This is a genomic window from Arthrobacter sp. zg-Y1116, assembly GCF_024385485.1.
Taxonomy (GTDB): domain Bacteria; phylum Actinomycetota; class Actinomycetes; order Actinomycetales; family Micrococcaceae; genus Arthrobacter_B.
Genome location: NZ_JANFLR010000002.1, coordinates 479,016 through 503,332, shown reverse-complemented (window position 1 = coordinate 503,332; position 24,317 = coordinate 479,016). Strand labels below are relative to the sequence as shown.

General features: G+C 65.9%; 21 protein-coding genes. 9 read left to right on the top strand and 12 right to left on the bottom strand.

The window, feature by feature from the left end; translation table 11 throughout:
- Positions 1-102: 102 nt before the first annotated feature.
- Genes sufD through NNX34_RS09040 form a run of 3 tightly spaced genes read right to left on the bottom strand, consistent with a single transcriptional unit; the run spans position 103 to position 3,664 of the window.
- Positions 103-1,437 (bottom strand): Fe-S cluster assembly protein SufD, encoded by a 1,335-nt coding sequence (gene sufD, locus NNX34_RS09050; RefSeq protein WP_255766187.1) that lies wholly within the window; start codon positions 1,435-1,437, stop codon positions 103-105.
- Positions 1,437-2,912: a Fe-S cluster assembly protein SufB gene (gene sufB, locus NNX34_RS09045; protein ID WP_269436537.1), complete on the bottom strand. Its 1,476-nt coding sequence runs from the start codon at positions 2,910-2,912 to the stop codon at positions 1,437-1,439. The genes sufD and sufB overlap by 1 nt, the downstream gene beginning before the upstream one ends.
- Positions 2,912-3,664 (bottom strand): metalloregulator ArsR/SmtB family transcription factor, encoded by a 753-nt coding sequence (locus tag NNX34_RS09040; RefSeq protein ID WP_255766186.1) that lies wholly within the window; start codon positions 3,662-3,664, stop codon positions 2,912-2,914. Before NNX34_RS09040 ends, sufB begins: the two co-directional genes overlap by 1 nt.
- A 152-nt stretch (positions 3,665-3,816) precedes the next feature.
- Here NNX34_RS09040 and NNX34_RS09035 point away from each other — a divergent pair, with 152 nt between their 5' ends.
- From NNX34_RS09035 to NNX34_RS09025, 3 genes are read left to right on the top strand one after another with little or no spacing between them, the layout of a single operon-like run.
- Positions 3,817-4,785 (top strand): ABC transporter ATP-binding protein, encoded by a 969-nt coding sequence (locus tag NNX34_RS09035; RefSeq protein WP_255766184.1) that lies wholly within the window; start codon positions 3,817-3,819, stop codon positions 4,783-4,785.
- Entirely contained in the window at positions 4,782-5,525 is a 744-nt protein-coding gene (locus NNX34_RS09030; RefSeq protein ID WP_255766183.1) for an ABC transporter permease, read from the top strand. Before NNX34_RS09035 ends, NNX34_RS09030 begins: the two co-directional genes overlap by 4 nt.
- Before the next feature lie 5 nt (positions 5,526-5,530).
- Positions 5,531-6,532, top strand: a complete 1,002-nt coding sequence (locus tag NNX34_RS09025) for a heme A synthase (RefSeq protein WP_255766182.1) — start codon at positions 5,531-5,533, stop codon at positions 6,530-6,532.
- Positions 6,533-7,197: 665 nt separating this feature from the next.
- Here NNX34_RS09025 and NNX34_RS09020 read toward each other — a convergent pair.
- On the bottom strand, positions 7,198-8,136 hold the full coding sequence (locus tag NNX34_RS09020; protein ID WP_255766181.1) for a heme o synthase: 939 nt from the start codon (positions 8,134-8,136) through the stop codon (positions 7,198-7,200).
- A 437-nt stretch (positions 8,137-8,573) separates the two neighbouring features.
- Between NNX34_RS09020 and tkt the strand changes: the two genes are divergently transcribed.
- From tkt to pgl, 6 genes are read left to right on the top strand one after another with little or no spacing between them, the layout of a single operon-like run.
- Positions 8,574-10,763, top strand: coding sequence for a transketolase (gene tkt / locus NNX34_RS09015; RefSeq protein ID WP_255766180.1), 2,190 nt, complete (start codon positions 8,574-8,576; stop codon positions 10,761-10,763).
- Between the two features lie 26 nt (positions 10,764-10,789).
- Positions 10,790-11,905, top strand: a complete 1,116-nt coding sequence (gene tal / locus NNX34_RS09010; protein WP_255766179.1) for a transaldolase — start codon at positions 10,790-10,792, stop codon at positions 11,903-11,905.
- 6 nt (positions 11,906-11,911) lie between these two features.
- Positions 11,912-13,540 (top strand): glucose-6-phosphate isomerase, encoded by a 1,629-nt coding sequence (locus tag NNX34_RS09005; protein ID WP_255766178.1) that lies wholly within the window; start codon positions 11,912-11,914, stop codon positions 13,538-13,540.
- Positions 13,541-15,085: a glucose-6-phosphate dehydrogenase gene (zwf, locus tag NNX34_RS09000; RefSeq protein ID WP_255766177.1), complete on the top strand. Its 1,545-nt coding sequence runs from the start codon at positions 13,541-13,543 to the stop codon at positions 15,083-15,085.
- Positions 15,082-16,017, top strand: coding sequence for a glucose-6-phosphate dehydrogenase assembly protein OpcA (locus NNX34_RS08995; protein WP_255766176.1), 936 nt, complete (start codon positions 15,082-15,084; stop codon positions 16,015-16,017). Before zwf ends, NNX34_RS08995 begins: the two co-directional genes overlap by 4 nt.
- Complete coding sequence (pgl, locus tag NNX34_RS08990) at positions 16,014-16,838, top strand: 6-phosphogluconolactonase (RefSeq protein ID WP_255766175.1); 825 nt, start codon at positions 16,014-16,016, stop codon at positions 16,836-16,838. The genes NNX34_RS08995 and pgl overlap by 4 nt, the downstream gene beginning before the upstream one ends.
- A gap of 76 nt (positions 16,839-16,914) precedes the next feature.
- Here the strand turns inward: pgl and secG are convergent, their stop codons facing one another.
- The 8 genes from secG to rapZ form a co-directional block, all read right to left on the bottom strand.
- A complete protein-coding gene (gene secG, locus NNX34_RS08985) occupies positions 16,915-17,166 on the bottom strand; it encodes a preprotein translocase subunit SecG (RefSeq protein WP_255766173.1) in 252 nt (83 codons plus the stop codon).
- 61 nt (positions 17,167-17,227) lie between these two features.
- Positions 17,228-18,043, bottom strand: coding sequence for a triose-phosphate isomerase (gene tpiA / locus NNX34_RS08980; protein ID WP_255766172.1), 816 nt, complete (start codon positions 18,041-18,043; stop codon positions 17,228-17,230).
- Between the two features lie 102 nt (positions 18,044-18,145).
- Positions 18,146-19,372 (bottom strand): phosphoglycerate kinase, encoded by a 1,227-nt coding sequence (gene pgk / locus NNX34_RS08975; RefSeq protein ID WP_255766171.1) that lies wholly within the window; start codon positions 19,370-19,372, stop codon positions 18,146-18,148.
- A 24-nt stretch (positions 19,373-19,396) separates the two neighbouring features.
- Entirely contained in the window at positions 19,397-20,401 is a 1,005-nt protein-coding gene (gap, locus tag NNX34_RS08970) for a type I glyceraldehyde-3-phosphate dehydrogenase (RefSeq protein ID WP_255766170.1), read from the bottom strand.
- Positions 20,402-20,640: 239 nt separating this feature from the next.
- Positions 20,641-21,267 carry a superoxide dismutase gene (locus NNX34_RS08965; protein WP_255766169.1) on the bottom strand — a complete coding sequence of 209 codons (627 nt, stop codon included), beginning with the start codon at positions 21,265-21,267 and terminating at the stop codon, positions 20,641-20,643.
- A 103-nt stretch (positions 21,268-21,370) separates the two neighbouring features.
- A complete protein-coding gene (gene whiA, locus NNX34_RS08960; RefSeq protein ID WP_227921727.1) occupies positions 21,371-22,351 on the bottom strand; it encodes a DNA-binding protein WhiA in 981 nt (326 codons plus the stop codon).
- A gap of 10 nt (positions 22,352-22,361) precedes the next feature.
- Positions 22,362-23,381: a uridine diphosphate-N-acetylglucosamine-binding protein YvcK gene (gene yvcK, locus NNX34_RS08955; protein ID WP_255766168.1), complete on the bottom strand. Its 1,020-nt coding sequence runs from the start codon at positions 23,379-23,381 to the stop codon at positions 22,362-22,364.
- The gene (rapZ, locus tag NNX34_RS08950; RefSeq protein WP_227933489.1) at positions 23,381-24,280 is read right to left on the bottom strand and encodes an RNase adapter RapZ; all 900 of its coding nucleotides are present in this window, start codon (positions 24,278-24,280) and stop codon (positions 23,381-23,383) included. The genes yvcK and rapZ overlap by 1 nt, the downstream gene beginning before the upstream one ends.
- Between the last annotated feature and the right edge of the window lie 37 nt (positions 24,281-24,317).

Here is a 24,317-nt window from a genome sequence, read left to right as displayed (position 1 = left end):
AGTTGGCTTTCTCCTTTGCACCCGCGGGTGCGTTACTAAGCTTTGGGGATGGAAGGCGAGAGGGTCCGGGTGCCGGGATGATCCGGCACCCGGACTAGGGTCTCAGTAGGCTCCGGAGGCTTCGAGCTCGCGCTCGACGGCGTCGGTGAGACGCTCTTCCAGGGCAGGTACCTTGATCTGCTGGATGATCTCGGTGAGGAAGCCCCGAACCACCAGGCGGCGGGCGGTGTCCTCGGGGATGCCGCGTGCCATCAGGTAGAACAGGTGCTCGTCGTCGAACCGGCCGGTGGCGCTGGCGTGGCCGGCACCCTCGATCAGTCCGGTTTCGATCTCCAGGTTCGGTACGGAGTCGGCGCGGCCGCCGTCGGTCAGCAGCAGGTTGCGGTTGACTTCGTACGTGTCGGTGCCTTCTGCTTCCTTGCGGATCAGGACGTCGCCAACCCACACGGTGTGCGCGTCGCGGCCCTGCAGGGCGCCCTTGTACATGACGCGGGACTTGCAGTTCGCCACTGCGTGGTCCACGAACAGGCGCTGCTCAAGGTGCTGGCCGGCGTCGGCGTAGTACAGGCCGAACATTTCCACGTCGCCGCCGGTGGCGGTGAACTTGGAAGACGGGGTGACGCGCACCAGGTCGCCGCCAAGGCTGACGACGACGTGCTTGAACTTCGCGTCGCGGCCGATCTTCGCGTACTGCGCGGAGGCGTGCACGGCGTCGTCGTCCCAGTCCTGGACGGAGACGACGGTCAGTTCCGCACCGTCGCCGACCACGATTTCGACGTTCTGGGACAGCACTGCCGAACCCTTGTGGTCCAGGACCACAACGCCCTTGGAGAACTTCTCCGCGGTGATGACGATGTGCTGGGCGGCCGGATCCTTGCTGACACCGTTGATGGTCAGCGTGACGCTGCCTTCAACTACGGTCTCGGCGGGAATGGTTACGGCAGTGGCCTCGCGGAAGTCTTCCCACGCGGCGGCGGCAACCCGGTCTTCGGGGATGCCGGCCGAGCCGATGCGGGCGTCGGTGCGGGCAATGCTCTCGACCAGCACGCCGTCGGGGGCGACGACTGCCAGCTCGGGAGCTGTTCCGTCGAGGTCCGCGGTATGCAGTCCGCGCAGGCGCTTGAGCGGGGTGAACCGCCAGTCTTCTTCGCGGCCGGTCATTTTGCCGAAGTCAGCCCGGTGGAACGAGGTGGTACGGCCGGCGCGCGAGCTGTCCGGGATGCCCTCTCCGCCACCGTGGCTGTGGGACTTGCTGCTGTCGCCGCCCAGCGGTGAGGAGGCCTCGTTCAGCGGGGAGAGGTTTTCGCCCTCCTCGGTGAAGCCGTCAATGCGCACACGGCTGGTTTCCTTGGGGGAACCAACCTTCGCCTTGACCTCCTCCACTACATTGCTGACCTTTTCGGTCACGGTTTCGACGACGTCGTTAAGCTTCGACATTAACCGACGGCTCCTTCCATCTGGAGTTCGATGAGGCGGTTGAGTTCAAGGGCGTATTCCATCGGCAGTTCACGCGCGATCGGCTCGATAAAGCCACGCACGATCATTGCCATTGCCTCGTCCTCGGGAAGGCCGCGGGACATGAGGTAGAACAGCTGCTCCTCGCTGACGCGGGAGACAGTGGCTTCGTGGCCCATGGTGACGTCATCTTCGCGGATGTCCACGTACGGGTACGTGTCCGAGCGGGAGATGGTGTCCACCAGCAGGGCGTCGCAGCGCACGGTGTTGGCCGAGTGCGTGGCGCCTTCGCGGACCTGGACCAGGCCGCGGTAGGCGGCGCGGCCGCCGCCGCGGGCCACGGACTTGGAAATGATGGAGCTCTTGGTGTTCGGGGCAATGTGGACCATCTTGGATCCGGTGTCCTGGTGCTGGCCCTCGCCGGCAAAGGCGATGGACAGGGTCTCACCCTTGGCGTGCTCGCCGACCAGGTAGACAGCCGGGTACTTCATGGTGACCTTGGAGCCGATGTTGCCGTCAATCCACTCCATGGTCGCGCCCTCGTGTGCAATGGCGCGCTTGGTCACCAGGTTGTACACGTTGTTGGACCAGTTCTGGATGGTCGTGTAGCGGACGCGGGCGCCCTTCTTCACGATGATTTCGACGACGGCGCTGTGCAGCGAGTCCGAGGTGTAGATCGGTGCGGTGCAGCCCTCGATGTAGTGGACGTAGGAATCCTCGTCCGCAATGATCAGGGTGCGCTCGAACTGGCCCATGTTCTCCGTGTTGATACGGAAGTAGGCCTGCAGCGGGATCTCCACGTGGACGCCCTTGGGGACGTACACGAAGGAACCGCCGGACCACACGGCAGTGTTCAGCGAGCCGAACTTGTTGTCACCGACGGGAATGACGGTGCCGAAGTACTCCTGGAACATTTCCGGGTGTTCCTTCAGCGCGGTGTCGGTGTCCAGGAAGATGACGCCCTGGCGTTCCAGGTCCTCGCGGAGCTGGTGGTAGACAACCTCGGACTCGTACTGCGCTGCGACGCCGGAAACCAGGCGGCCGCGCTCAGCCTCGGGGATCCCGAGCTTCTCGTACGTGTTGCGGATGTCCTCGGGGAGGTCTTCCCAGGTGTTGGCCTGCTTCTCCGTGGAACGGACGAAGTACTTGATGTTGTCGAAGTCGATGCCGGAGAGGTCTGCGCCCCAGGTCGGCATCGGCTTGCGCTCAAAGTACTTCAGGCCCTTGAGGCGAAGGTCCAGCATCCACTGCGGCTCGTTCTTCTTAGCCGAAATGTCGCGGACGACTTCCTCACTCAGGCCGCGGCGGGCGGTTGCACCGGCGACGTCCGAGTCTGCCCATCCGTACTCGTATGTACCGATGCCCTCGAGTTCGGGGTTCTTCTCCAGGATGTCTGAAATCACAGACTCCGGCACCATGGAAGGTGCCGTTGGCTTCTGGGTTACTTGATCCGTCATCACGGCCTTTCTTGCTGATGAATGGATGTGGACTGGTTGGTCTCGGCGTGCAGTGGAACCTGCGGCGCGGATCGGGTCCGACCCACGGGAATGTGGGTCGTACAAACATGGCCGCCGCGGGAGAGCGTGGACAGTCGGCGGACGTCCACCTCCAGCAGGCGGGCAAAAACTTCGGTCTCCTTGTCACAGAAGACGGGGTAGGCCGTGGCGAGTCCCTGGATGGGGCAGTGCGCCTGGCACAGCTGGATACTCAGCAGCGTGCTCTTTTTCGCCGTGGCGCCGATCATGGTGGTCGACGCGACGAAACCGTCCTTCGTCAGTTCGGCGGCCAGCGCTTCGGCGCGGTCGGCGAGTTCGGGACCGGCGGCGTCGACGACGGGGCGGTAGCGATCCTCCATCCGGCCGAACCGTTCCGCGGCAAACGCCTCGATTGCCTGGGGGCCAAGGGCTGCACCAAGCTGGCGCAGCGCCTCGGTGGCGATGTCGAGGTAATCGTTGCCCAGGTGGGCCTGTCCCTGCGGGCTCAATACGTACCGCCGGGCCGGCCTTCCTGCACCGGAAGAGGAATTACGGACAAGCTTGACCTGGATCAGGCCCTTCCCCGAGAGGGCGTCAAGATGGCGGCGCACGGCGGCGGGCGTGAAGCCCAGCCGTTCCCCGAGCTCCGCGGCACTGACCGGGCCGTGCTCCAGAACCGCACCCAGCACTTTGTCCCGGGTGCGCTCCTCCGCTTCGCGGGCAGCGCTCGGCACGGCCGCCGCCTTAGTCTCAGAGTTGCTCACAGAATACACAACACAAGCATGACCTAATCTGTTCCCCGATTCCACTAAGGCAAGGCTTGCCATCGCCAAGGTCCATCGCGCGTGATGCCTGTGCCGGGGTCCTGTACTACCTAACGTAGAATATGCAGGTGCCTATCGATGAACCCTGCCTGACCATTAAAGGTCTGATCAAGGACTGCGGCCCGGTTGCTGGTCTCGACGGCAAAATGATCCGTGTGCTGGCCGGCGTCGACTTCAGTGCCCGCCGCGGATCCGTCACTGCCCTCCTTGGTGCCAACGGAGCGGGGAAGACCACCACGCTTGAATGCGCCCAGGGCCTGCAGTCCATTGACGGCGGGGAAATCCGCCTGCTCGGACAGGATCCTTACCGAGCGGATGCCCGCCTCCGGAGCCGCGTAGGCGTGATGCTCCAGGAAGGCGGACTCCCGCCGTCGGCCCGTCCCGTAGCCCTGCTTGAGCATGTGGCCCGCATGTACGAGGCACCCCGGCCGGTCGCCGAGCTGGTGGACCGCCTGGGTATCCGCAGCTTCGCCAACACCGGCATCCGGCGCCTCTCCGGCGGGCAGAAGCAGCGACTGGCCATGGCCGCGGCGCTGATCGGCCGCCCCGAGGTCCTTTTCCTGGACGAACCCAGCGCCGGCCTGGATCCCCAGTCCCGCCAGATCGTGTTCGACCTGATCTCCGAGCTGCGCGACGAGGGACTCGGCATCATCCTCACCACCCACCTGATGGACGACGCGCAGAAGCTGGCCGACTACGTCTACATCATCGACGCCGGCAAGACCGTCGCCTCGGGCACCGTAGCCGAACTCACCTCCGCCACCGGCTCCCCCGCCGAGCAGCGGTTGCTGACGTTCGACGCTGAACCCGGGCTCGACGTCGTCACCCTCGCCTCAGGACGGCTGCACCATCTGGAGGTGCAGGAGGCCGCACCCGGGCACTACGCCGTCCGCGGGGCGCTGACGCCCCACGACCTGGCCGCATTGGCCGCGTGGTGGGCGGAACGGAACATCCTGCCTTCTTCAGTACACATGGCTTCGCGTACCCTCGAGGACGTTTTCCTCGACCTGTCCGGAAGGACCATCCGTTGAGTGCTCCCGCATCGTTGCCGGCGCGCATCCTGAACCAGGGCCGGTATGAGGCCCTGACGATGCTGCGCAACGGCGAACAGCTGATCCTCGCCGTGGTCCTGCCGCTGCTGGCCATGGTGGCCCTGGTGGTCACTCCCCTGCTGGACGGCTACGGGACCAGCCGGATCAACATGGCTGCCCCGGGCATCTTTGCGCTCTGCGCCATGTCCACCGCATTTACCGGGCAGGGCATCGCCACCGGCTTTGACCGCCGGTACGGCGTGCTCCGCTACCTGTCCACCACTCCCCTGGGCCGCACCGGCCTGATTGCCGGGAAGGTCATTGCGGTCCTGGCCGTCCTGGCCATCCAGGCGGTACTGGTCTCCGTAGCGGCGCTGCTGTTCGGCTGGCAGCCGGAGCTGAGCGGGTTGCTGCCGGCCGCCGTGCAGCTGGTGCTCGGCGCGGTGGCGTTCACTGCCCTCGGCCTCCTGGTCGCCGGCACCGTACGGCCTGAGGCCACCTTGGCCATAACCAACCTGCTGTGGATCCTGCTGGCTGCCGCCGGCGGTATCATCATCCCGGTAGGCAACCTGCCCGATGTACTGCAGCCGTTTATCGAGGTCCTCCCCTCTGCGGCCCTTGGTGACGCACTGCGCTCGGCCCTGATCGACTCGCAGTTCAACATTTCCGCCACGCTGATCCTTCTGGCGTGGACAATACTGGGCGGCCTGGGTGCTGTCCGCTGGTTCAAATGGAGTTAGAAACCGTGTCATCAACCTCGGCCGGTGTCCCCGCCCGGCAGTCCAACAGCCAGCTGCCGGTGGCCGGACGCCTTATCCGCAACCTTGCCGTGGCCTCACTGGTGGCCAACATCGTAATCGTGGTGACCGGCGGTGCCGTGCGCCTGACGGCGTCCGGGCTCGGCTGTCCGGAATGGCCGCTGTGCACGGCCGATTCCCTCGTTACGACCCCCGAGATGGGGCTGCACGGCGTCATCGAGTTCGGCAATCGGCTACTCACTTTCGTGCTGACGGCCATTGCCTTTGCGATGGTCTTCTCCGTGTGGCGCCTGCGGTCCGAACGCCGTGATCTCTGGTGGCTTTCCATTGCCCTGCTGGCCGGCGTCCCGGCGCAGGCCGTCATCGGCGGGATCACCGTCCTGACGGACCTCAACCCGTGGGTTGTGGGCCTGCACTTCCTTGCCTCCACCATCATGATCACCGTGGCCGTGGTCATGGTGAACCGCTCAAGGCTTTCCGCGATGGACCTCCAGGCACGCCATGCTCCGCTGGCGGATAAAAACCTCCGCCCCGTACTGGGTGCCATCGGCGTCCTGTCCGCGCTGACCGTGGTGCTGGGCGTTGTAGTAACCGGTTCCGGCCCGCACGCCGGCGACCACGGAGCTGCGCGTAACGGCCTGAACCCGGACCTGATCACCCGCATCCACGTGGTGCCCGTCTACCTGCTGGTCTTTGCGCTGGCCGTGGCCCTGTACCTGGTGGTCCGCAGGGCGACCGATGCCCGGGTGCGCCGGGCCGTGATGGTGCTGGGCGTCGTCGTACTGGCACAGGCAGCCATCGGCTACGTGCAGCACTTCCTGCACCTGCCCATCGCACTGGTGGCCCTGCACATGTTCGGCGCCTGCCTGCTGACGGCCGCAGCCGCCCAGGCCGTCTATATCGGCTTCAACAAGCAGGTTCCCGGCGGGGCCGCGATTGCGGTCCAGCAGGCCCGGCGGGCGCGGAAGACCCGGACCGTTCGCAGGTAACGGGCGCACTTTCCGAAGAAGGGCCGGACTCCTGACGGGGTCCGGCCCTTCTTCTGTCTCCGGGCCTGGCCGGGACCGGCATGCACGGGGCCTGGTCGTCTGCCGGCCCGGACCCTGCCCCGCCCCACCCCGACACTGGATCGGCTGAGCAGATAACGGGGCTATGCCGGGTTCTGAAGGCCGTTATCTGCTCTTTCGACGCTTCACAACGAGGTTCCGGCTGGCATAACCGCTTCCGCAGCAACAGCACACTAGGTGGTGGGAATACCCGCTCGGAACTGCACTGGCCGGGGCTGCTGCATTCAAAGGGCAGTGGATCGGCACGTCCTAACGGAGGATGCGGCACGTTCTGGGTGAACACACGCACGGACCGGCACGGGAGAGGCACGGGGTGCTGTAACGGGCGCGGAGGACGTTCCGGGTTAGGCGGCTTTAATACTCCCTGCGAGCTCTGCGAGCAGGGAGTTTCGTTGCCGCCGTTCCGGAACGCCCGAAGCGCACGGCGCCCGAAGCGCACGGCGCCCGAAGCGCACGGCGCCCGAAGCGCGCGGCGCCCGGAGCGCGTTCTGCCCCCGGAACGCCCCGGCGAACCCTGGAAACAGAGAAGCCCGGACACAACAATGGCCGGACCCCTAAGGGGATCCGGCCACCGTAAAGCGGAAAGGCTAGACCAGCGCGCCGCCCACGAACGGATCCACGGCCAGGGCCAGGAAGAGGATCGTGAGGTAGCTGATGGACAGGTGGAAGACCTTCATGGCGGACTTGTCATTGAGCTCTTCGCGCTGCGCACGGGAATGCAGCTTGTGGGCCTCGGCCACGAACCAGCCGCCGGAGAGCAGGGCGGCAACGGTGTAGACCCAGCCGGCACCGCCCACGGGAACCAGCAGCAGCGAGCAGGCGACGGTGGCGTAGGCGTACAGCACCACCTGGACGGAGACGAGCTTGGCGCCCGCAACCGCGCCGAGCATCGGCACGCTGGCGTTGCGGTAGTCCTCGCCGTACTTCATGGACAGCGGCCAGTAGTGCGGCGGCGTCCACAGGAAGATGATCATGAACAGGATGATGGCCGGCCATTCCACCTTGTCGGTGACGGCAGCCCACGCGATGAGTACGGGCATGCAGCCCGCGGCGCCGCCCCAGACAATGTTCTGGGTGGTGCGGCGCTTGAGGATCAGCGTGTAGAAGACCACGTACAGGAGGATTGCTCCGAGGCCCAGAAGGCCGGTGAGCGGGTTGGCCCCGAACCAGAGCAGGGCAATGGCGACTATGCCCAGCACCCACGCAAAGACCATGGCCTCCCGCGGGGACACCTCGCCGGTGACCAGCGGACGGTTCTTTGTCCGCTTCATCAGCTTGTCCATGTCGCGGTCGATATAGCAGTTGAAGGCACCGGCGCTTCCTGCTGCCAGTGCGCCGCCGATCATGGTGACCAGGATCAGGCCCAGGGACGGAAGTCCCTGCTCGGCGAAGATCATGGTGGGCAGGGTGGTCACGAGCAGGAGTTCGATGACACGCGGTTTGGTGAGCGCCACGTATGCCCGGACCTTGCGGCCCGCCGTCATCTTCCCCGTGTGGACCGGGGACTCGGCATGCTGGGTAGTCACGAAGCGATCACTTTATCCAATCTGGAACGAAAAAGTCCGTCCTCATCATAACCTCTATCGGCTGTAGAAATCGAAGCATGGAATACGCATGCGCCTGCACACGTGCAGGAATCGGAACAGCGCCGGCCCGAAGGCCGGGATCATGCCGCAGGGGCGGGCAGGAAGCAGCCTTAGACGATAAGGTTGGAACGGACCTTTCCCGCGGCTAATTACGCTGCGGCACGGGAAAAGCAACAAACAGCATTAAGCAGTATCCGCGGCCTCGGCTGCGGAACGCGGAACAAGTTATGCCGTGAACGCGGTATCGATTTGCGTCTGCCGTTGGTTGTAGTGGTAAAGGAACCGGACGCACCCCGTTCACGGGGGCTTCCGGGCATGTCCGGCGCTGTACGGCGCCGGTTGTCTGTAGAGAGAGGGGCCCGGTAAACGTGCCACATATGGAAGAGCAAGAACTGATCTGGACCGAGACAGACCGCAAGGCAGTGGACACCGTCCGCGTCCTGGCTGCCGACGCCGTGGAGAAGGTCGGCAACGGCCATCCCGGCACGGCCATGAGCCTGGCTCCGGCCGCCTACCTTCTGTTCCAGAAGGTCATGCGCCATGACCCGTCCGATCCGCAGTGGATTGGCCGCGACCGCTTCGTCCTCTCCCCCGGGCACACCTCCCTCACGCTCTACATCGAGCTCTTCCTTTCCGGCTACGGCCTGGAACTCGAGGACCTGCAGTCCCTGCGCACCTGGGGTTCCAAGACCCCCGGCCACCCGGAATACCGCCACACCGACGGCGTGGAAATCACCACCGGCCCGCTGGGCCAGGGCCTGGCGTCCTCGGTTGGCTTCGCGTTCGCCCAGCGCCGCCTGCGCGGCCTGCTCGACGCCGACGCCGCCGAAGGGACCAGCCCGTTCGACCACACCATCTGGGTCATTGCGTCCGACGGCGACCTGCAGGAAGGCGTTACGGCCGAGGCCTCCTCACTGGCCGGGCACCAGGAACTGGGCAACCTCGTAGTCCTGTACGACGAGAACCACATCTCCATCGAAGATGACACCGACATTGCCTTCACCGAAGACGTGCTCAAGCGCTACGAAGCCTACGGCTGGCACACCCAGCGGGTGGACTGGACCAAGACGGGCGAATACGTCGAGGACGTTCACGAGCTCTACAACGCCCTGATGGCAGCCAAGGCCGAAACGGGCCGGCCGTCCATCATCTCCCTGCGCACCATCATCGGCTGGCCCGCGCCGAACAAGCAGAACACCGGCAAGATCCACGGTTCCGCACTGGGCGCCGATGAAGTGGCCGCGCTGAAGGAAACCCTGGGCTTCGACCCGGCCAAGAACTTCGACGTTGACCCCGAGGTCCTCGAGCACGCCCGCCAGGCAGTCGCCCGCGGCGCCGAGGCGCACGAGAAGTGGAACGAAGGTTTCAACGCCTGGGAGGAAGCCAACAACGAAGGCTCCGCACTGCTGGCCCGCCTGGAAAAGGGCGAGCTGCCGGAGGGCTGGGAGGCATCACTGCCCGTCTTCGAGGCCGGCAAGGACATGTCCACCCGCGCGGCTTCGGGCAAGGTCCTCTCCGCCATCGGCCCGGCACTGCCGGAACTGTGGGGCGGCTCCGCCGACCTCGCCGAGTCCAACAACACCACCATTGAAGGCTCCCCCTCCTTCATCCCCGCGGGGAAGCAGACCAACGCCTGGTCCGGCAACCCCTACGGCCGGGTGCTGCACTTCGGCATCCGCGAGCACGCCGCGGCATCGATCGTCAACGGCATCACGATGCACAGCAACACGCGCGCCTTCTCCGGTACGTTCCTGATCTTCAGCGACTACCAGCGTCCGGCCATCCGCCTCGGCGCACTGATGGGCGTGCCTGCCATCTACGTCTGGACCCACGATTCCATTGGCCTGGGCGAAGACGGTCCCACCCACCAGCCGGTGGAGCAGCTCGCTTCCCTGCGCGCAATCCCGGGGCTCGACGTCGTCCGTCCGGGCGACGCCAACGAGGTGGCCGTCGCGTGGCGAACCATCCTGGAGAACACCGAGAACCCGGCCGGCATTGTGCTGACGCGCCAGAACATCCCGACCTATGCGCGGGGCGCCGGCGCTGCCACCGCGACCGAGTTCGGCTCCGCCGAAGGTGCCGCCCGCGGCGGGTACGTGCTTGCCGAAGCCGTCCGCGACGGCAGCGTCGTAACGCCGGACGTCATCCTGGTCGGCACCGGTTCCGAGGTCCAGCTGGCTGTTGAAGCCCGCGAAGCACTCGCTGCCGAAGGCGTAGCCGCCCGCGTGGTATCGATGCCGAGCATCGAGTGGTTCAACAAGCAGGACAAGGAATACCGCGAGTCGGTACTGCCCAAGGACATCCGTGCCCGGGTTTCCGTCGAGGCGGGAATTGCCCTCGGCTGGCGTGAAATCGTCGGCGACGCGGGCCGCAGCGTCTCCCTGGAGCACTTCGGTGCCTCCGCCGACTACAAGACGCTGTTCCGCGAATTCGGCATCACTGCCGACGCCGTGGCCCAGGCTGCCCGGGACTCCCTCGACGCTGTCGGCGGCACCGGATCCGCCCCCGACGGCACAACCGGTGCCGCTTCCGGAGCACAGTCCACCGAGACCGGCGACCAGCAGTAATCCCCTTAGTTAAGGAGCATCAAACAATGACTTCCACTCCCACCGCCCGGCTTTCCGAAGCCGGAGTCTCCATCTGGCTCGACGACCTCTCCCGTGAACGGATTGTTTCCGGTTCCCTGAAGAAGCTCATCGATGAGCGCAACGTGGTCGGCGTGACCACGAACCCGAGCATCTTCGCTGCCGCACTGGCCAACGGCGAGTCCTACGCCGCCCAGGTGCAGCAGCTCTCGCGGTCGGGCGCCGACGTCGACAAGTCCGTCTTCGAGATCACCACCGACGACGTCATCCAGGCCTGCGATGTCTTCGCCCCCGTAGCCGAGGCCACGCACGGCGTTGACGGCCGGGTGTCCATTGAGGTTGATCCGCGCCTGTCACGCGACACGCAGGGCACCATCAATGAGGCGAAGGAACTCTTCGACAAGGTTGGCCGCTACAACGTGCTGATCAAGATCCCCGCCACCCAGGAAGGCCTGCCGGCAATCACCGCCACGCTGGCCGCGGGCATCAGCGTCAATGTGACCCTGATCTTCTCCCTCGAGCGCTACCGCGAGGTCATCAACGCCTACATGCTCGGCATTGAGCAGGCGAAGGAAAACGGGCACGACCTCTCCACCATCCACTCGGTGGCGTCCTTCTTCGTCTCACGCGTCGACGCGGAAATCGACAAGCGCCTGGACGGCATCGGCACCGACGAGGCCAAGGGCCTGAAGGGCAAGGCCGGCCTGGCCAACGCCCGCCTGGCCTACCAGGTCTTCGAAGAGCAGTTCGCCAGCGAACGCTGGCAGGTGCTGGCCGCGGCCGGTGCCAACGCCCAGCGCCCGCTGTGGGCCTCCACCGGCGTGAAGGATCCGGCCCTGCCGGACACCCTGTACGTCACCGGCCTCGTGGCGCCGAACTCGGTGAACACCATGCCGGAAAAGACGCTGGAAGCCACTGCGGACCACGGCGAAGTCACCGGTGACACCATCACCGGCACGTACGCCGAGTCCAATGCCGTCCTGGACCAGCTGGACGGCCTTGGCATCTCCTACAACGACGTTGTGGAGCAGCTGGAGACCGAAGGCCTGGATAAGTTCGTGGTCAGCTGGGGCGAACTCCTCCAGACCGTTCAGACCGCACTGGATACCGCGAAAGAGGCATAGGAAAAAATGACCACACTGTCCTTTGAAGCAGCCGGGGCGGCCAGCGTTGCCGTCGATGCCAAGGTGCCCGAACTCGTGGGGGATGAAGTTGCCTCCCGCCTCGTGGCCCAGGATCCCACCCTTTGGGGACCCGATGCCGAAGCCGAGGCGTCCATCCGCCTGGGCTGGCTCAACCCCGGAGAAAGCTCCCGGCCGCTCGTGGGACAGATTGCGGCGCTGAGGGAAGAGCTCGCCGCCGAGTCAGTGACCCGCGTGGTCCTGGCCGGCATGGGCGGCTCTTCCCTGGCACCCGAGGTCATTACCCGCACTGCGGGCGTGGACCTGACAGTCCTGGATTCCACCGACCCGGACGTCGTTGCGGCCGCCCTTGGAGACCGGCTGGCCGAAACCGTCATTGTCGTGAGCTCGAAATCGGGTTCCACGGTGGAGACGGATTCGCAGCGCCGGGTTTTCGAACAGGCCTTCACCGACGCCGGTATCGACGCCAGGTCCCGCATAGTGGTTGTCACCGACCCGGGGTCGCCGTTGGACGCGGCGGCCCGCGAGGCCGGTTACCGCGCCGTGTTCAACGCCGACCCCAACGTCGGCGGACGCTACTCCGCCCTGACGGCCTTTGGCCTGGTGCCTTCGGGCCTGGCTGGAGCCGACATTGAAACCCTGCTGGACGACGCCGAGATGACAGCGGAAATCCTGCGGGACGACGCGCCGGACAACATCGGCCTGGAACTCGGCGCAGCACTCGGCGGAACCGACCCGCTGCGCAACAAGATCGTCATTGTGGACGAAGGCTCCGGACTGGCCGGCTTCCCCGACTGGGCAGAGCAGCTGATCGCGGAATCCACCGGCAAGCTCGGCACGGGCCTGCTGCCCGTCGTCGTCGAACCCGGCGCCCCGGAGATGGTTTCCGGTGCCGGCGACGTGCTTACCGTACGGATTGTCCCCGTCGATTCCGAGGTGCTCCCCGAAGGAGACCAGGTAGTGGTTTCCGGCAGCCTGGGCAGCTCCATGATGCTCTGGGAATTCGCGACCGCGGTGGCCGGACGCCTGTTGAACATCAATCCGTTTGACCAGCCGGATGTCGAAGCTGCGAAGAAGGCGGCACGCGGCCTGCTTGACGCTACCCCGGAGCCCACGGAACCGTCCTTCATTGACGGGTCCGTCGAGGTGCGCGGGCCGGCTGACCTCCTCGGCACGGCGCACACCCTGCGGGGCGCGCTGGCGGCCCTGCTCCGGCACCTCGGCACGGACGGCTACCTCAGCGTCCAGGCCTACCTCGACCGTTTCCGGCAGGCAGAACTGGAGCAGATCCGTCCGGAGCTTGCTGCAGCCACCGGCCGTCCCGTGACCTTCGGCTGGGGTCCGCGCTTCCTGCACTCCACCGGCCAGTTCCACAAGGGCGGCCCGGCGCAGGGAGTTTACCTGCAGATCACCGGTAAGCCGGCACAGGACATCGGCATCCCGGACCGGCCCTTCACCTTCGGCGAACTCATCAGCGCGCAGGCTGCCGGTGACGCGCAGGTCCTCGCGGACCAGGGCCGCCCGGTACTGCGGCTGCACCTGTTGAACCGCGACGAAGGGGTCCGTGAAATCGAAAACGTCGTGCGGGCCCTCGCCGCAGAAGCAGGCAGTAAGTAAATGCCCGCCAAGGAAAAGACCAGGAAGGGCAACCCGCTCCGGGATCCACGGGACCGCCGGCTGAGCCGGATCGCCGGTCCGTCCTCCCTGGTGATCTTTGGCGTCACCGGAGACCTGGCCCGGAAGAAGCTCATTCCGGCGGTCTACGATCTCGCCAACCGCGGCCTGCTTCCGCCCAGCTTCTCGCTGGTGGGCTTCGGCCGCCGGCCGTGGAGCCACGAGGAGTTCGCCGCCCAGGTGAAGGAAGCGGTGCAGGCGCATGCCCGGACCGATTTCAATGAGGGCGTGTGGAAGCAGCTGGCTGAGGGTATCCGGTTTGTCGAAGGCGGATTCGACAGCGACGAAGCCTTCGAGGAACTCAAAGCGACCCTCGAGGACCTGGACGAACGACGCGGAACCCGCGGGAACCACGCGTTCTACCTTTCCGTGCCGCCCAAGTCCTTTGAACAGGTCTGCCAGCAGCTTTCCGAACACGGCCTGGCCAAGACCTCCGAGGGCAAGTGGCGGCGGGTGGTCATTGAAAAGCCGTTCGGCCACGACCTCGCCTCTGCCCGGGAACTCAACAACGTGGTGGAATCGGTGTTCCCCGCCGATTCGGTCTTCCGCATCGACCACTACCTCGGCAAGGAGACGGTCCAGAACATCCTGGCGCTGCGTTTCGCGAACCAGCTGTTCGAACCGATCTGGAACGCCAACTACGTGGACCACGTGCAGATCACCATGGCCGAGGACATCGGCATCGGCGGTCGGGCGGGTTATTACGACGGCGTGGGCGCCGCCCGTGACGTGATCCAAAACCACCTGCTGCAGCTTTTGGCGCTGACCGCTATGGAGGAACCCATTTCCTTCAATGCGGACCACCTCCGCGCGGAAAAGGAGAAGGTCCTGGCCGCCGTCCGGCTGCCGGAGGACCTCTCCCGCAGTTCCGCCCGCGGCCAGTACACAGGCGGCTGGCAGGGCGGTGAGAAGGTCACCGGTTTCCTGGAGGAGGAAGGGTTCAACCCGGATTCCAAGACCGAGACCTTCGCCGCGATCCGGCTCGATATCAATACCCGCCGATGGGCCGGAGCACCGTTCTACCTGCGGGCCGGTAAACGGCTGGGCCGGCGCGTCACCGAGATCGCCGTCGTCTTCAAGCGCGCCCCCAATCTGCTGTTCCGCGAACACAACGGTGACGACTTCGGCCAGAACGCCGTCGTCATCCGTGTCCAGCCGGACGAAGGTGCCACCATCCGCTTCGGCTCCAAGGTACCGGGCACACAGATGGAGGTCCGCGACGTTTCCATGGACTTCGGCTACGGGCACTCCTTCACCGAGTCCAGCCCCGAGGCCTATGAACGGCTGATCCTGGACGTGCTGTTGGGTGAGCCTCCGCTCTTCCCCCGGCACCAGGAAGTCGAGCTGTCCTGGAAGATCGTGGATCCGTTCGAAGAATACTGGGCGTCGCTCGACACCCAGCCGGAGCCTTACGCGCCCGGTAGCTGGGGGCCGGACTCCGCCAACGAGCTGCTCGCCCAAGACGGAAGGACCTGGAGAAGGCCGTGATAGTAGAACTGCCGGACACCACCACCTCCAAGGTGTCCAAGGAAATCGTAGCCATGCGCGAAAAAGGCGGCGTGGTCACCCTCGGCCGCGTGCTGACCCTGGTGGTGGATACCCAGCCGGACTTCGTAGAGGAGGCCATCGCCGCCGCCAACGAGGCCAGCAGGGAACACCCGTGCCGCATCATCGTGCTGGCCGAGGGCAGCCCGGACGAGAAAACCCGCCTTGACGCTCAGATCCGGGTGGGCGGCGACGCCGGCGCCTCGGAAGTGATTGTGCTGTCCGGGTACGGCGAACTTACGGGGGAAAGCGAATCCCTGGTGTCCGCCCTGCTGCTGCCGGACGCGCCCATAGTGGTCTGGTGGCCGCACGGAGTTCCTTCCGATCCGGCGCAGACTCCGCTGGGCTGCATTGCCCACCGCCGGATTACCGATGCCGCCACGGAGGATGATCCGAAGAAGGCGCTGTTGGGCCTGGCGGACAGCTACGCTGCCGGGGATACCGACCTGAGCTGGACCCGGTTGACGAATTGGCGCGTCCAGCTCGCCGCTGTCCTGGACGGTGGCGGAGCGGCCCAGGTCCGGTCCGTCGTCGTCGAGGGCGCCTCGGACTCGGCCAGCACCTTCCTGCTGGCCGCCTGGCTGAAAAAGGCATTGAAAGTACCGCTGGAGATCATCGAAGGGGAAGCCGGAACCGGCATCCACAGGGTAGTGTTTAGCCGCGGCGACGGAGACGTGGAACTGGCCCGGCCGGACCAGGTCACCGCGCATCTGACCCAGCCGGGGCAGCCGGAGCAGCAGATTGCGCTGCCGCGCCGCACCCTGCGCGACTGCCTGGCGGAGGAACTGCGTCGGCTGGATCCGGACGAGGTGTTCGGAGAAGTACTTACCGAGGGGCTGGCTGCGTGCCTGTCCAAGGAAGGGGCGGACGCATGAAGCACTCCCCCAAAGGCGTCAGCATCCACCCGGATCCCCAGGCGCTCGTCTCCACAACGGCAGCGCGGCTGATCACCAAGCTCGTGGACGTCCAGAGCCGACGCGGGGAGGCCACCGTGGTGCTCACGGGCGGAACCGTGGGTATCGCGACGCTGGAGGCTGTGACGGCCAATCCGGCGCGCACAGCGGTGGACTGGACGAAGGTCAACTTCTGGTGGGGCGATGAACGGTTCCTGCCGGCCGGCGATCCGGAGCTGAACTCACTGCAGGCGCGGCAGGCGATGCTGGATCCGCTTGGCGTCCCGGCCGGCCGCATCCACGCGGTCGCTTCCGCCAATGAGGCGGAGACGGTGGAAGACGCCGCAGCCGACTATGCCCGGCAGCTGGCCGACGCCGCCGCCGCCGAACACCTGGCAACCGGGTTCGAACCTGTGGACCCGCGGCTCCCCCGCTTTGACGTCCTGCTGCTCGGGGTAGGGCCGGACGCGCATATTGCGTCCCTCTTCCCCGAAACCCCGGGCGTTCGGACCGTCGGCGCCACCACCGTAGCCGTGCGGGATGCTCCCAAGCCGCCGCCGGAGCGGATCTCGCTCACGCTGGAGAGCATCAACACGGCGTTCGAGGTGTGGCTGGGTGTCGCCGGCAATGACAAGGCCGGCGCCGTGGGCCTGGCTCTCGCCGGCGCGGGGGAAATCCAGGTCCCGGCCGCGGGTGCCCACGGCCGCACCAAGACCCGGTGGCTGATTGACCAGGCAGCGGCATCGCAGCTGTCCCAGCGGCTCTTCGACTCCGAAGACCGCGACGCCGGCGACGAGGACTAGGCCCGACCCGCTTAAAAGGAATGGCCCCCGGACTCATCCGGGGGCCATTCCTTTTAAGCTATTGCTGCGCTGCTGCCTACGCTTCGCCGGCGAAGCGCTGGATCAGCCCGAGGGCCACGATGACCAAGCCCCAGGAGAGCGCCAGCGCCACCGTGAAGCGGTTCAAGTTCTTTTCGGCAACACCGGAGGATCCGAGGCTGCTGGTCATGCCGCCGCCGAACATATCCGACATGCCGCCGCCGCGGCCCTTGTGGAGCAGGATGAGCAGCGTCAGCAGCAGGCTCGTGATCGCAAGGAGCACCAGCAGGACGATCTTCAGAATTTCCACTTACGGCCTTTCGGGTGACTCATGGATTGGAGACGCCGCTGCGGCGCCCTTCAGCTGCAGTTCAGTCAGTCACCAGATGTTGTTCGAACCTGACAATATTAGCAAATTCGCCTACATCCAAACTGGCGCCGCCTACCAGCACGCCGTCCACGTCCCGCTCCCCCAGAATGCTTGCTGCATTGGCCGCCTTCACCGAGCCGCCGTAGAGCAGGCGGGTCTTGGCAGCAACGGCATCGTCGTACAGGTCCGCGATTTCGGCACGGATAGCGGCACACATTTCCTGGGCGTCCTCGGGGCCGGCAACTTCACCGGTACCGATGGCCCAGATGGGCTCGTAGGCAATGACAAGGCGTGACACCTGCCCGGCATCCAGTCCCGCGAGGTCCCTGCGGACCTGCTCCAGGGTGTGGATCACGTGATCCCCGGCCTGCCGGACTTCGAGACCTTCGCCAACGCAGAGGATGGGCACGAGGTTGTGGCGGTAGGCAGCCTTGAGCTTTTCGTTCAGCAGCTCGTCGCTCTCGCCGTGGACGGACCGGCGTTCGCTGTGCCCCACGAGGACGTAGCTGCAGCCGAGCTTGGCGAGGAACTGGCCGGAGATGTCACCGGTGTACGCGCCGGAATCGTTGGGCGACAGGTCCTGCGCGCCGTATTCCACCTTCAGCTTGTCGCCCGCTACCAGCGTCTGCGTGCTGCGCAGGTCGGTGAACGGAGGGAACACCACAACTTCCACGCGGCCGTAATCATGCCGTGCGTCGCTCAGCGTCCACGCCAGCTTCTGCAAAAGGGTGATGCCCTGGACGTGGTCCATGTTCATCTTCCAGTTGCCGGCGATCAGGGGTGTGCGGTCGAACTTGCCGTTCGTGGAGGTGGTCATGGTTACTCCGGTTTCTTACTCGCGGTGCGCCGGCGCTGAGGCCGGGCGGGATGGGACATGCGGGTGCGGGCCCGCTGGAACAGCGGACCCGCACCGTGGGTTTTACTTGTCGAGGACGGTAAGGCCCGGAAGGGCCTTGCCTTCGAGGTATTCGAGGCTGGCGCCGCCGCCGGTGGAGATGTGCCCGAAGTCGGCTTCCGAGAAGCCCAGCTTGCGGACGGCCGCTGCTGAATCGCCGCCGCCGACGACGCTGAAGCCGCTGGAGTCCTTCAAAGCCTGGGCAACGGCACGGGTGCCGTTGGCGAAGGCTTCGAACTCGAACACGCCCATCGGGCCGTTCCAGAAGATGGTCTTGCCGTGGCGGATCCGCTCGGCGAAGGCGGCAGCCGAGTCGGGGCCGATATCCAGGCCGATGCCGGAAGCGCCGAAGCGGCTGTCCTCCATGCCCTCGGCCGGAACGGTGTCGACGTCGGCGTCCGCAGCGAACTTATCCGCCACCACAATGTCGGTGGGCAGCACAAACTCGCAGCCCACCTCCTTGGCCCGGCTCAGGTAACCCTTCACGTTTTCGATCTGGTCTGCCTCGAGCAGTGACGCGCCGACCTTGTGGCCCTGTGCTGCCAGGAAGGTAAAGACCATGCCGCCGCCCACCAGCAGATAATCGGCCCGGTCCATCAGGTTCTCGATCACTGCCAGCTTGTCGGACACCTTGGAACCGCCCAGAACCACCACATAGGGCTTCTCCGGGTTCTCGGTGAGGCGCTTGAGGACCTCGACCTCGGTGTGCACCAACCCTCCTTCGTAGGCGGGCAGCACCTCGGCAACGTCGTAAACACTGGCGTGCCTGCGGTGCACGGCACCGAAGGCATCATCCACGTAGGCTCCGTTGCCGCCGGTCAGGGCCGCCAGCTCCCCTGCCAGCGCCTGGCGTTCGGCGTCGTCCTTGGAGGTCTCGCGCGGATCGAAGCGGATGTTCTGCAGCACCAGGACGGACCCGGCGGCCAGGGAGGCTGCCAGGCTGCGGGCACTGTCGCCAACCACGTCCTCGGCGAACTCCACCGGGAAGATGGAGAGTTCGTCGAGGCGGTCGACGGCGGGACGCAGCGAGTACTTCTCGTCCGGCTTGCCCTTCGGGCGGCCGAGGTGGGCCATCACAATAACCTTGGCACCGTGCTCCACGAGGGTCTGCAGGGTGGGAATCGACGCCCGGATGCGTCCGTCGTCGGTAACCCGGCCGTCGTCGAGCGGGACGTTCAGGTCGGAGCGGACGAGGACGTACCTGCCGTCAACGCCTTCGCTGATCAGGTCGGGGAGAGTTTTGACAGTCATGTCTACCTTTGCGTACTCGGTTGATTAAAGCTTTGAGCCGACAAGCTTGGTGAGGTCCACCAGACGGCAGGAATAGCCCCACTCGTTGTCGTACCAGCCCACGACCTTCACCTGGTTCCCCATAACGCGGGTCAAGCCGGAGTCGAAGATGCACGAGGCAGGATCGGTGACGATGTCGGAAGAGACAATCGGCTCGTCCGTGTAGCGCAGGATGCCCGCCAGCGGTCCGTTGCCCGCGGTCTTGTAGACATCGTTGATCTGTTCCACCGTGGCCTCCTTGGAAACCGTCACGGTGAGGTCGGTGACCGAACCGGTGGGCACCGGCACGCGCAGCGCGAAGCCGTCCAGCTTGCCGTCGAGGGCCGGCAGGACCAGGCCGATGGCCTTGGCGGCGCCGGTGGTGGTCGGGACGATGTTAAGCGCTGCGGCACGGGCCCGGCGGAGGTCGCGGTGCGGGCCGTCCTGCAGGTTCTGGTCTGCGGTGTAGGCGTGGACGGTGGTCATCAGGCCGCGTTCAATGCCGAACGCCTCATGCAGGACCATGGCCAGCGGGCCGAGGCAGTTGGTGGTGCAGGAGGCGTTGGAGATGATGTTGTGGGACGCCGGGTCGTAGTCGCCGTCGTTGACCCCCATAACAACCGTGAGGTCGGCGCCCTTGCCCGGCGCGGAGATCAGGACCTTCTTGGCGCCGGCGTCGATGTGCTTCCTGGCGTCCTCGGCCTTGGTGAAGAATCCGGTGGACTCAATGACGATGTCCACGCCGAGATCGCGCCAGGGGAGGTTCGAGGGATCCCGCTCGGCCAGTACGCGGATGGTCTTGCCCCCGACAACGATGTTGCCCTCGCTGACTTTGACATCGGCACCCAGGCGTCCGGTGACTGAATCGTACTTGAGGAGGTGGGCGAGGGTCTCGGGGCTGGTGAGGTCATTTACCGCGACGATGTCGAGGTCGGCGTTCTGCTCCAGGGCCGCCCGGAAGTAGTTGCGGCCGATACGCCCGAATCCGTTGATTCCAACACGAGTAGTCACTGTTCTGTCTCCTTGAGTAGGGGTTCAATCGAGAGCTGCGTGACCTCATGGTAAGAAGCCACCGGACTGACTGCGGCCTGACACTTCCGCTTGGGAAACCCTTCCGGCCGCGGCGCCGTGGCCCCGTCCCGCCGGTGCCCGAAAGCACCGGGCGGGACCGGACCTACGGATTTATCTTACGCGTCACAGTCTCCGTAGGGACCGGGGCACCCGCACAAATGTGCGGCAGGGGCTCAAGACTAAGCCGGGACGATCAGGCTCTTGGCGCCGGTGCGGGCGGCGTCGAAGCGCGCGGCGACGTCGGCCCAGTTCACGATGTTCCACCATGCCTTGACGTAGTCGCCCTTAACGTTGGCGTAGTCCAGGTAGTAGGAGTGCTCCCACATGTCGAGCATCAGCAGCGGGATGGTGCCCACCGGGATGTTGCCCTGCTGGTCGTAGAGCTGCTCGATGACCAGGTTCTTGCCCAGCGGTTCGTAGGCCAGGATGGACCAGCCGGAGCCCTGGATGGAGTTGGCCACGGCAGTGAACTGGCCGCGGAAACCGTCGAAGGAACCGAAGAACTCATCGATGGCTGCTGCCAGTTCGCCTTCGGGCTTGTCGCCGCCGTCCGGGGACATGTTGTTCCAGAAGATGCTGTGGTTGGTGTGGCCGCCAAGGTGGAAGGCCAGATCCTTGGAGAGCTTGCCGATGGTGCCGAACTCGCCCTTGTCGCGTGCCTCTGCCATCTGGGCGAGGGCGGTGTTGGCGCCGGCCACGTAGGTGGCGTGGTGCTTGTCGTGGTGCAGCTCCATGATGCGTGCGGAAATATGCGGCTCAAGGGCCGCGTAGTCGTACGGCAGTTCCGGCAGTGTGTATTCGTTCACGAAAATCCTCCGTTGGTGTCGGATCAAAGTTCCGGGCGGAATTCCCGTCCGGAAACTCGTTGTGCCGCCGAAAGGCAGCAGGCTTCCATCCTATGCAATAACGCTATTCGTCCAACATTTCCGGAGTGACGCTCGACTCAGTACCCGGAATGCCCAGTTCCGCTGCCCGCTTGTCAGCCATGGCCAGCAGCCGCCGGATCCGCCCGGCAATGGCGTCCTTGGTCATGGGCGGGTCGGCCAGGTGGCCCAGCTCGTCCAGGCTGGCCTGCTTGTGGGCCACGCGCAGTTCGCCGGCGTAGCGCAGGTGCTCAGGGACGTCCTCGCCGAGGATCTCCAGGGCACGCTCCACCCGGGCGCCGGCCGCGACGGCGGCCTGCGCGGAGCGGCGGAGGTTGGCGTCGTCGAAGTTGGCAAGCCGGTTCGCCGTGGCGCGTACTTCCTTGCGCATCCGGCGCTCTTCCCACACCATGAGCGCGTCATGCGCACCCATCCGGGTGAGCAGGGCCGCGATGGTGTCGCCGTCGCGGATTACCACGCGGTCCACACCGCGCACCTCGCGTGCCTTGGCAGCGATGCCGATCCGACGGGCGGATCCAACCAGGGCCAGGGCAGCTTCAGGTCCCGGGCAGGTGACTTCAAGCGAGGAGGAGCGCCCGGGTTCGGTGAGTGAACCGTGGGCAAGGAAGGCGCCCCGCCAGACGGCCTCCGCGTCGGCCGCGGAACCGTTCACGACGACGGAGGGCAGCCCCCGCACCGGACGTCCGCGGGCATCCAGGAGGCCGGTCTGCCGGGCGAGTGATTCGCCGTCCTTGACCACCCGAACCACGTAGCGGTTGCCGCGGCGCAGTCCCCCGCCGGACACCACAATGATGTCGCTGGCGTGGCCGTAGACCTCGGCAATGGCTGCCCGCAGCCGTCGGGCAGTAGACGCGAGGTCTACCTCGGCTTCGATGACTATCCGTCCGGAAATGATGTGCAGGCCGCCGGCAAAACGCAGCATTGCCGACACCTCGGCCTTGCGGACTGAGGATTTCTTCACGTCCAGACGCGACAGTTCCTCTTTTACAGCTGCGGTTAACGCCACAAATACACTCCTAATTCTCCCCAAAAATATCGTGGAAGGCGGTCGCGAGGCGGAGCGGATCATGGATCGGACGCCCCGACGCTGCCCCCACCTTACCGAAGACCGGACGGCCGCCCATTTCTGCTACAGCGTCCTCGAAGGCCGCTTTGTCCGCCACCACCGACGGATCCACCAGCACGGCGTCCACCTTGAACTCCGGTGCGTAGCGGCGGATGACGGCCAAGTGGTCGACGGCGGTCATCCCCGACGTTTCGGTTGTCTCATTGCTGAGGTTCATGGTCAGGCAGCGTTTGGCCGATGTGGCGCACAACGCGTCCCTAAGCTGCGGCAGCATCAGGTGCGGCAGGACCGACGTGTACCAGGAGCCGGGTCCCAGGACCACCCAGTCGGCCAGGTCGATTGCTTCCAGCGCGGCCGGGCACGCCGGCGCGTCGACGGGCAGCAGCCGGACGTCGCTGACGTTGCTGCGGGCACCGGCAGCGGCGAGGCTGGCCTGGCCGCTGATGGTCTCGAACAGGTCTCCGTCGGCGGTGCGCCGAAGGACGTCGCCTTCAATGGTCAGCGGCAGGGTGGACATCGGCAGTACCTGGCCGCGGGCACCCAACAGGGCGCCGGCCCACTGGAGTCCGGCGACGGGATCCCCCAGCAGCTCCCAGAGCGTGACAATCAGCAGGTTGCCGAGGGCATGGTCGTCCAGGGAACCTTCGACACCGGGCTGGGACCGGAAGCGGTGCTGCATGACGTCGCGCCAGGTGCGCCCCCAGTCAGTGTCGTCGCAGAGCGCCGCCAGGGCCATCCGCAGGTCCCCGGGCGGAAGGACGCCCAGTTCCCGGCGGAGGCGGCCGGAGGAGCCGCCGTCGTCCGCCACCGTAACGATGGCCGTGAGGTCGGTGGTGAGCAGGCGGAGGGCCGAGAGGGAGGCGGACAGCCCGTGGCCGCCGCCGAGCGCGACGATCGATCCGCTCCCGCTCCCGCTCTCACGCCCCTTCCCCTCGGGAATCAGGGGCAGGGGTCCGGTGAGGAAGGACATTACTCGCGCCCCAGATCCCGGTGGTGGGAGCTGACCGTTACGTGCGGAAGCTGGGCCAGTCGCTTGGCCAGTTCCTCCGTGACGGCCACGGAGCGGTGCTTGCCGCCGGTGCAGCCGACGGCGATCGTGGCGTAGTGCTTGTTTTCCCGGCGGTAGCCGTCAATGACGGGCTCCAGGGCGTCCACGTAGCGGTCCAGGAACTCCGCGGTGCCCTTGGCCTGCAGGACGTAGTCGCGGACGTCTTCGTCCAGTCCGGTGTGCGGGCGCAGCTGCGGAACCCAGTGCGGGTTGGGGATGAAGCGGACATCGGCGACGTAGTTCGCGTCCACCGGCAGTCCGTATTTGAAACCGAAGCTCATCACGTTCAGGCGCAACACAATCGGGCCGGACTCCGTGAACAGCTCCGTGACGGCGGTGGCCAGTGCGTGGACATTGAGCTTGGAGGTGTCCAGGACGATGTCGGAGGACTCCCTCAGCTCCGTCAGGACCTCGCGTTCGGCGGCGATGCCGTCCAGGATGCTGCCGTCGGCCTGCAGGGGATGCGGGCGGCGTCCCTGTTCAAAGCGCCGGACCAGGGTGGAATCATCGGCGTCGAGGAACAGCAGGCGGTAGGTGACGCCGGCGGCGCGCAGGTTGCGCAGGGCTTCGCGGATGTCCTGGAAGAGTTCCTTGCTGCGGACGTCGACCACCACGGCCAGCTTCGGGATGGACTGGGGCATCCGGGAGACCAGCTCGGTGAGGGTGCCGAGCATCATCGGAGGCAGGTTCTCGACGACGTACCAGCCGTGGTCTTCCAACGCATTGGCGGCGGTACTGCGCCCGGCACCGGACATGCCCGTGACTACGAGCAGCTCCGATTCCTCCGGTTTGACTACGGTCAAGCCGTCCTCTTGCGTCATTACTGTGATCCCATCCTGATTGTCCTGCTTTTCGAAG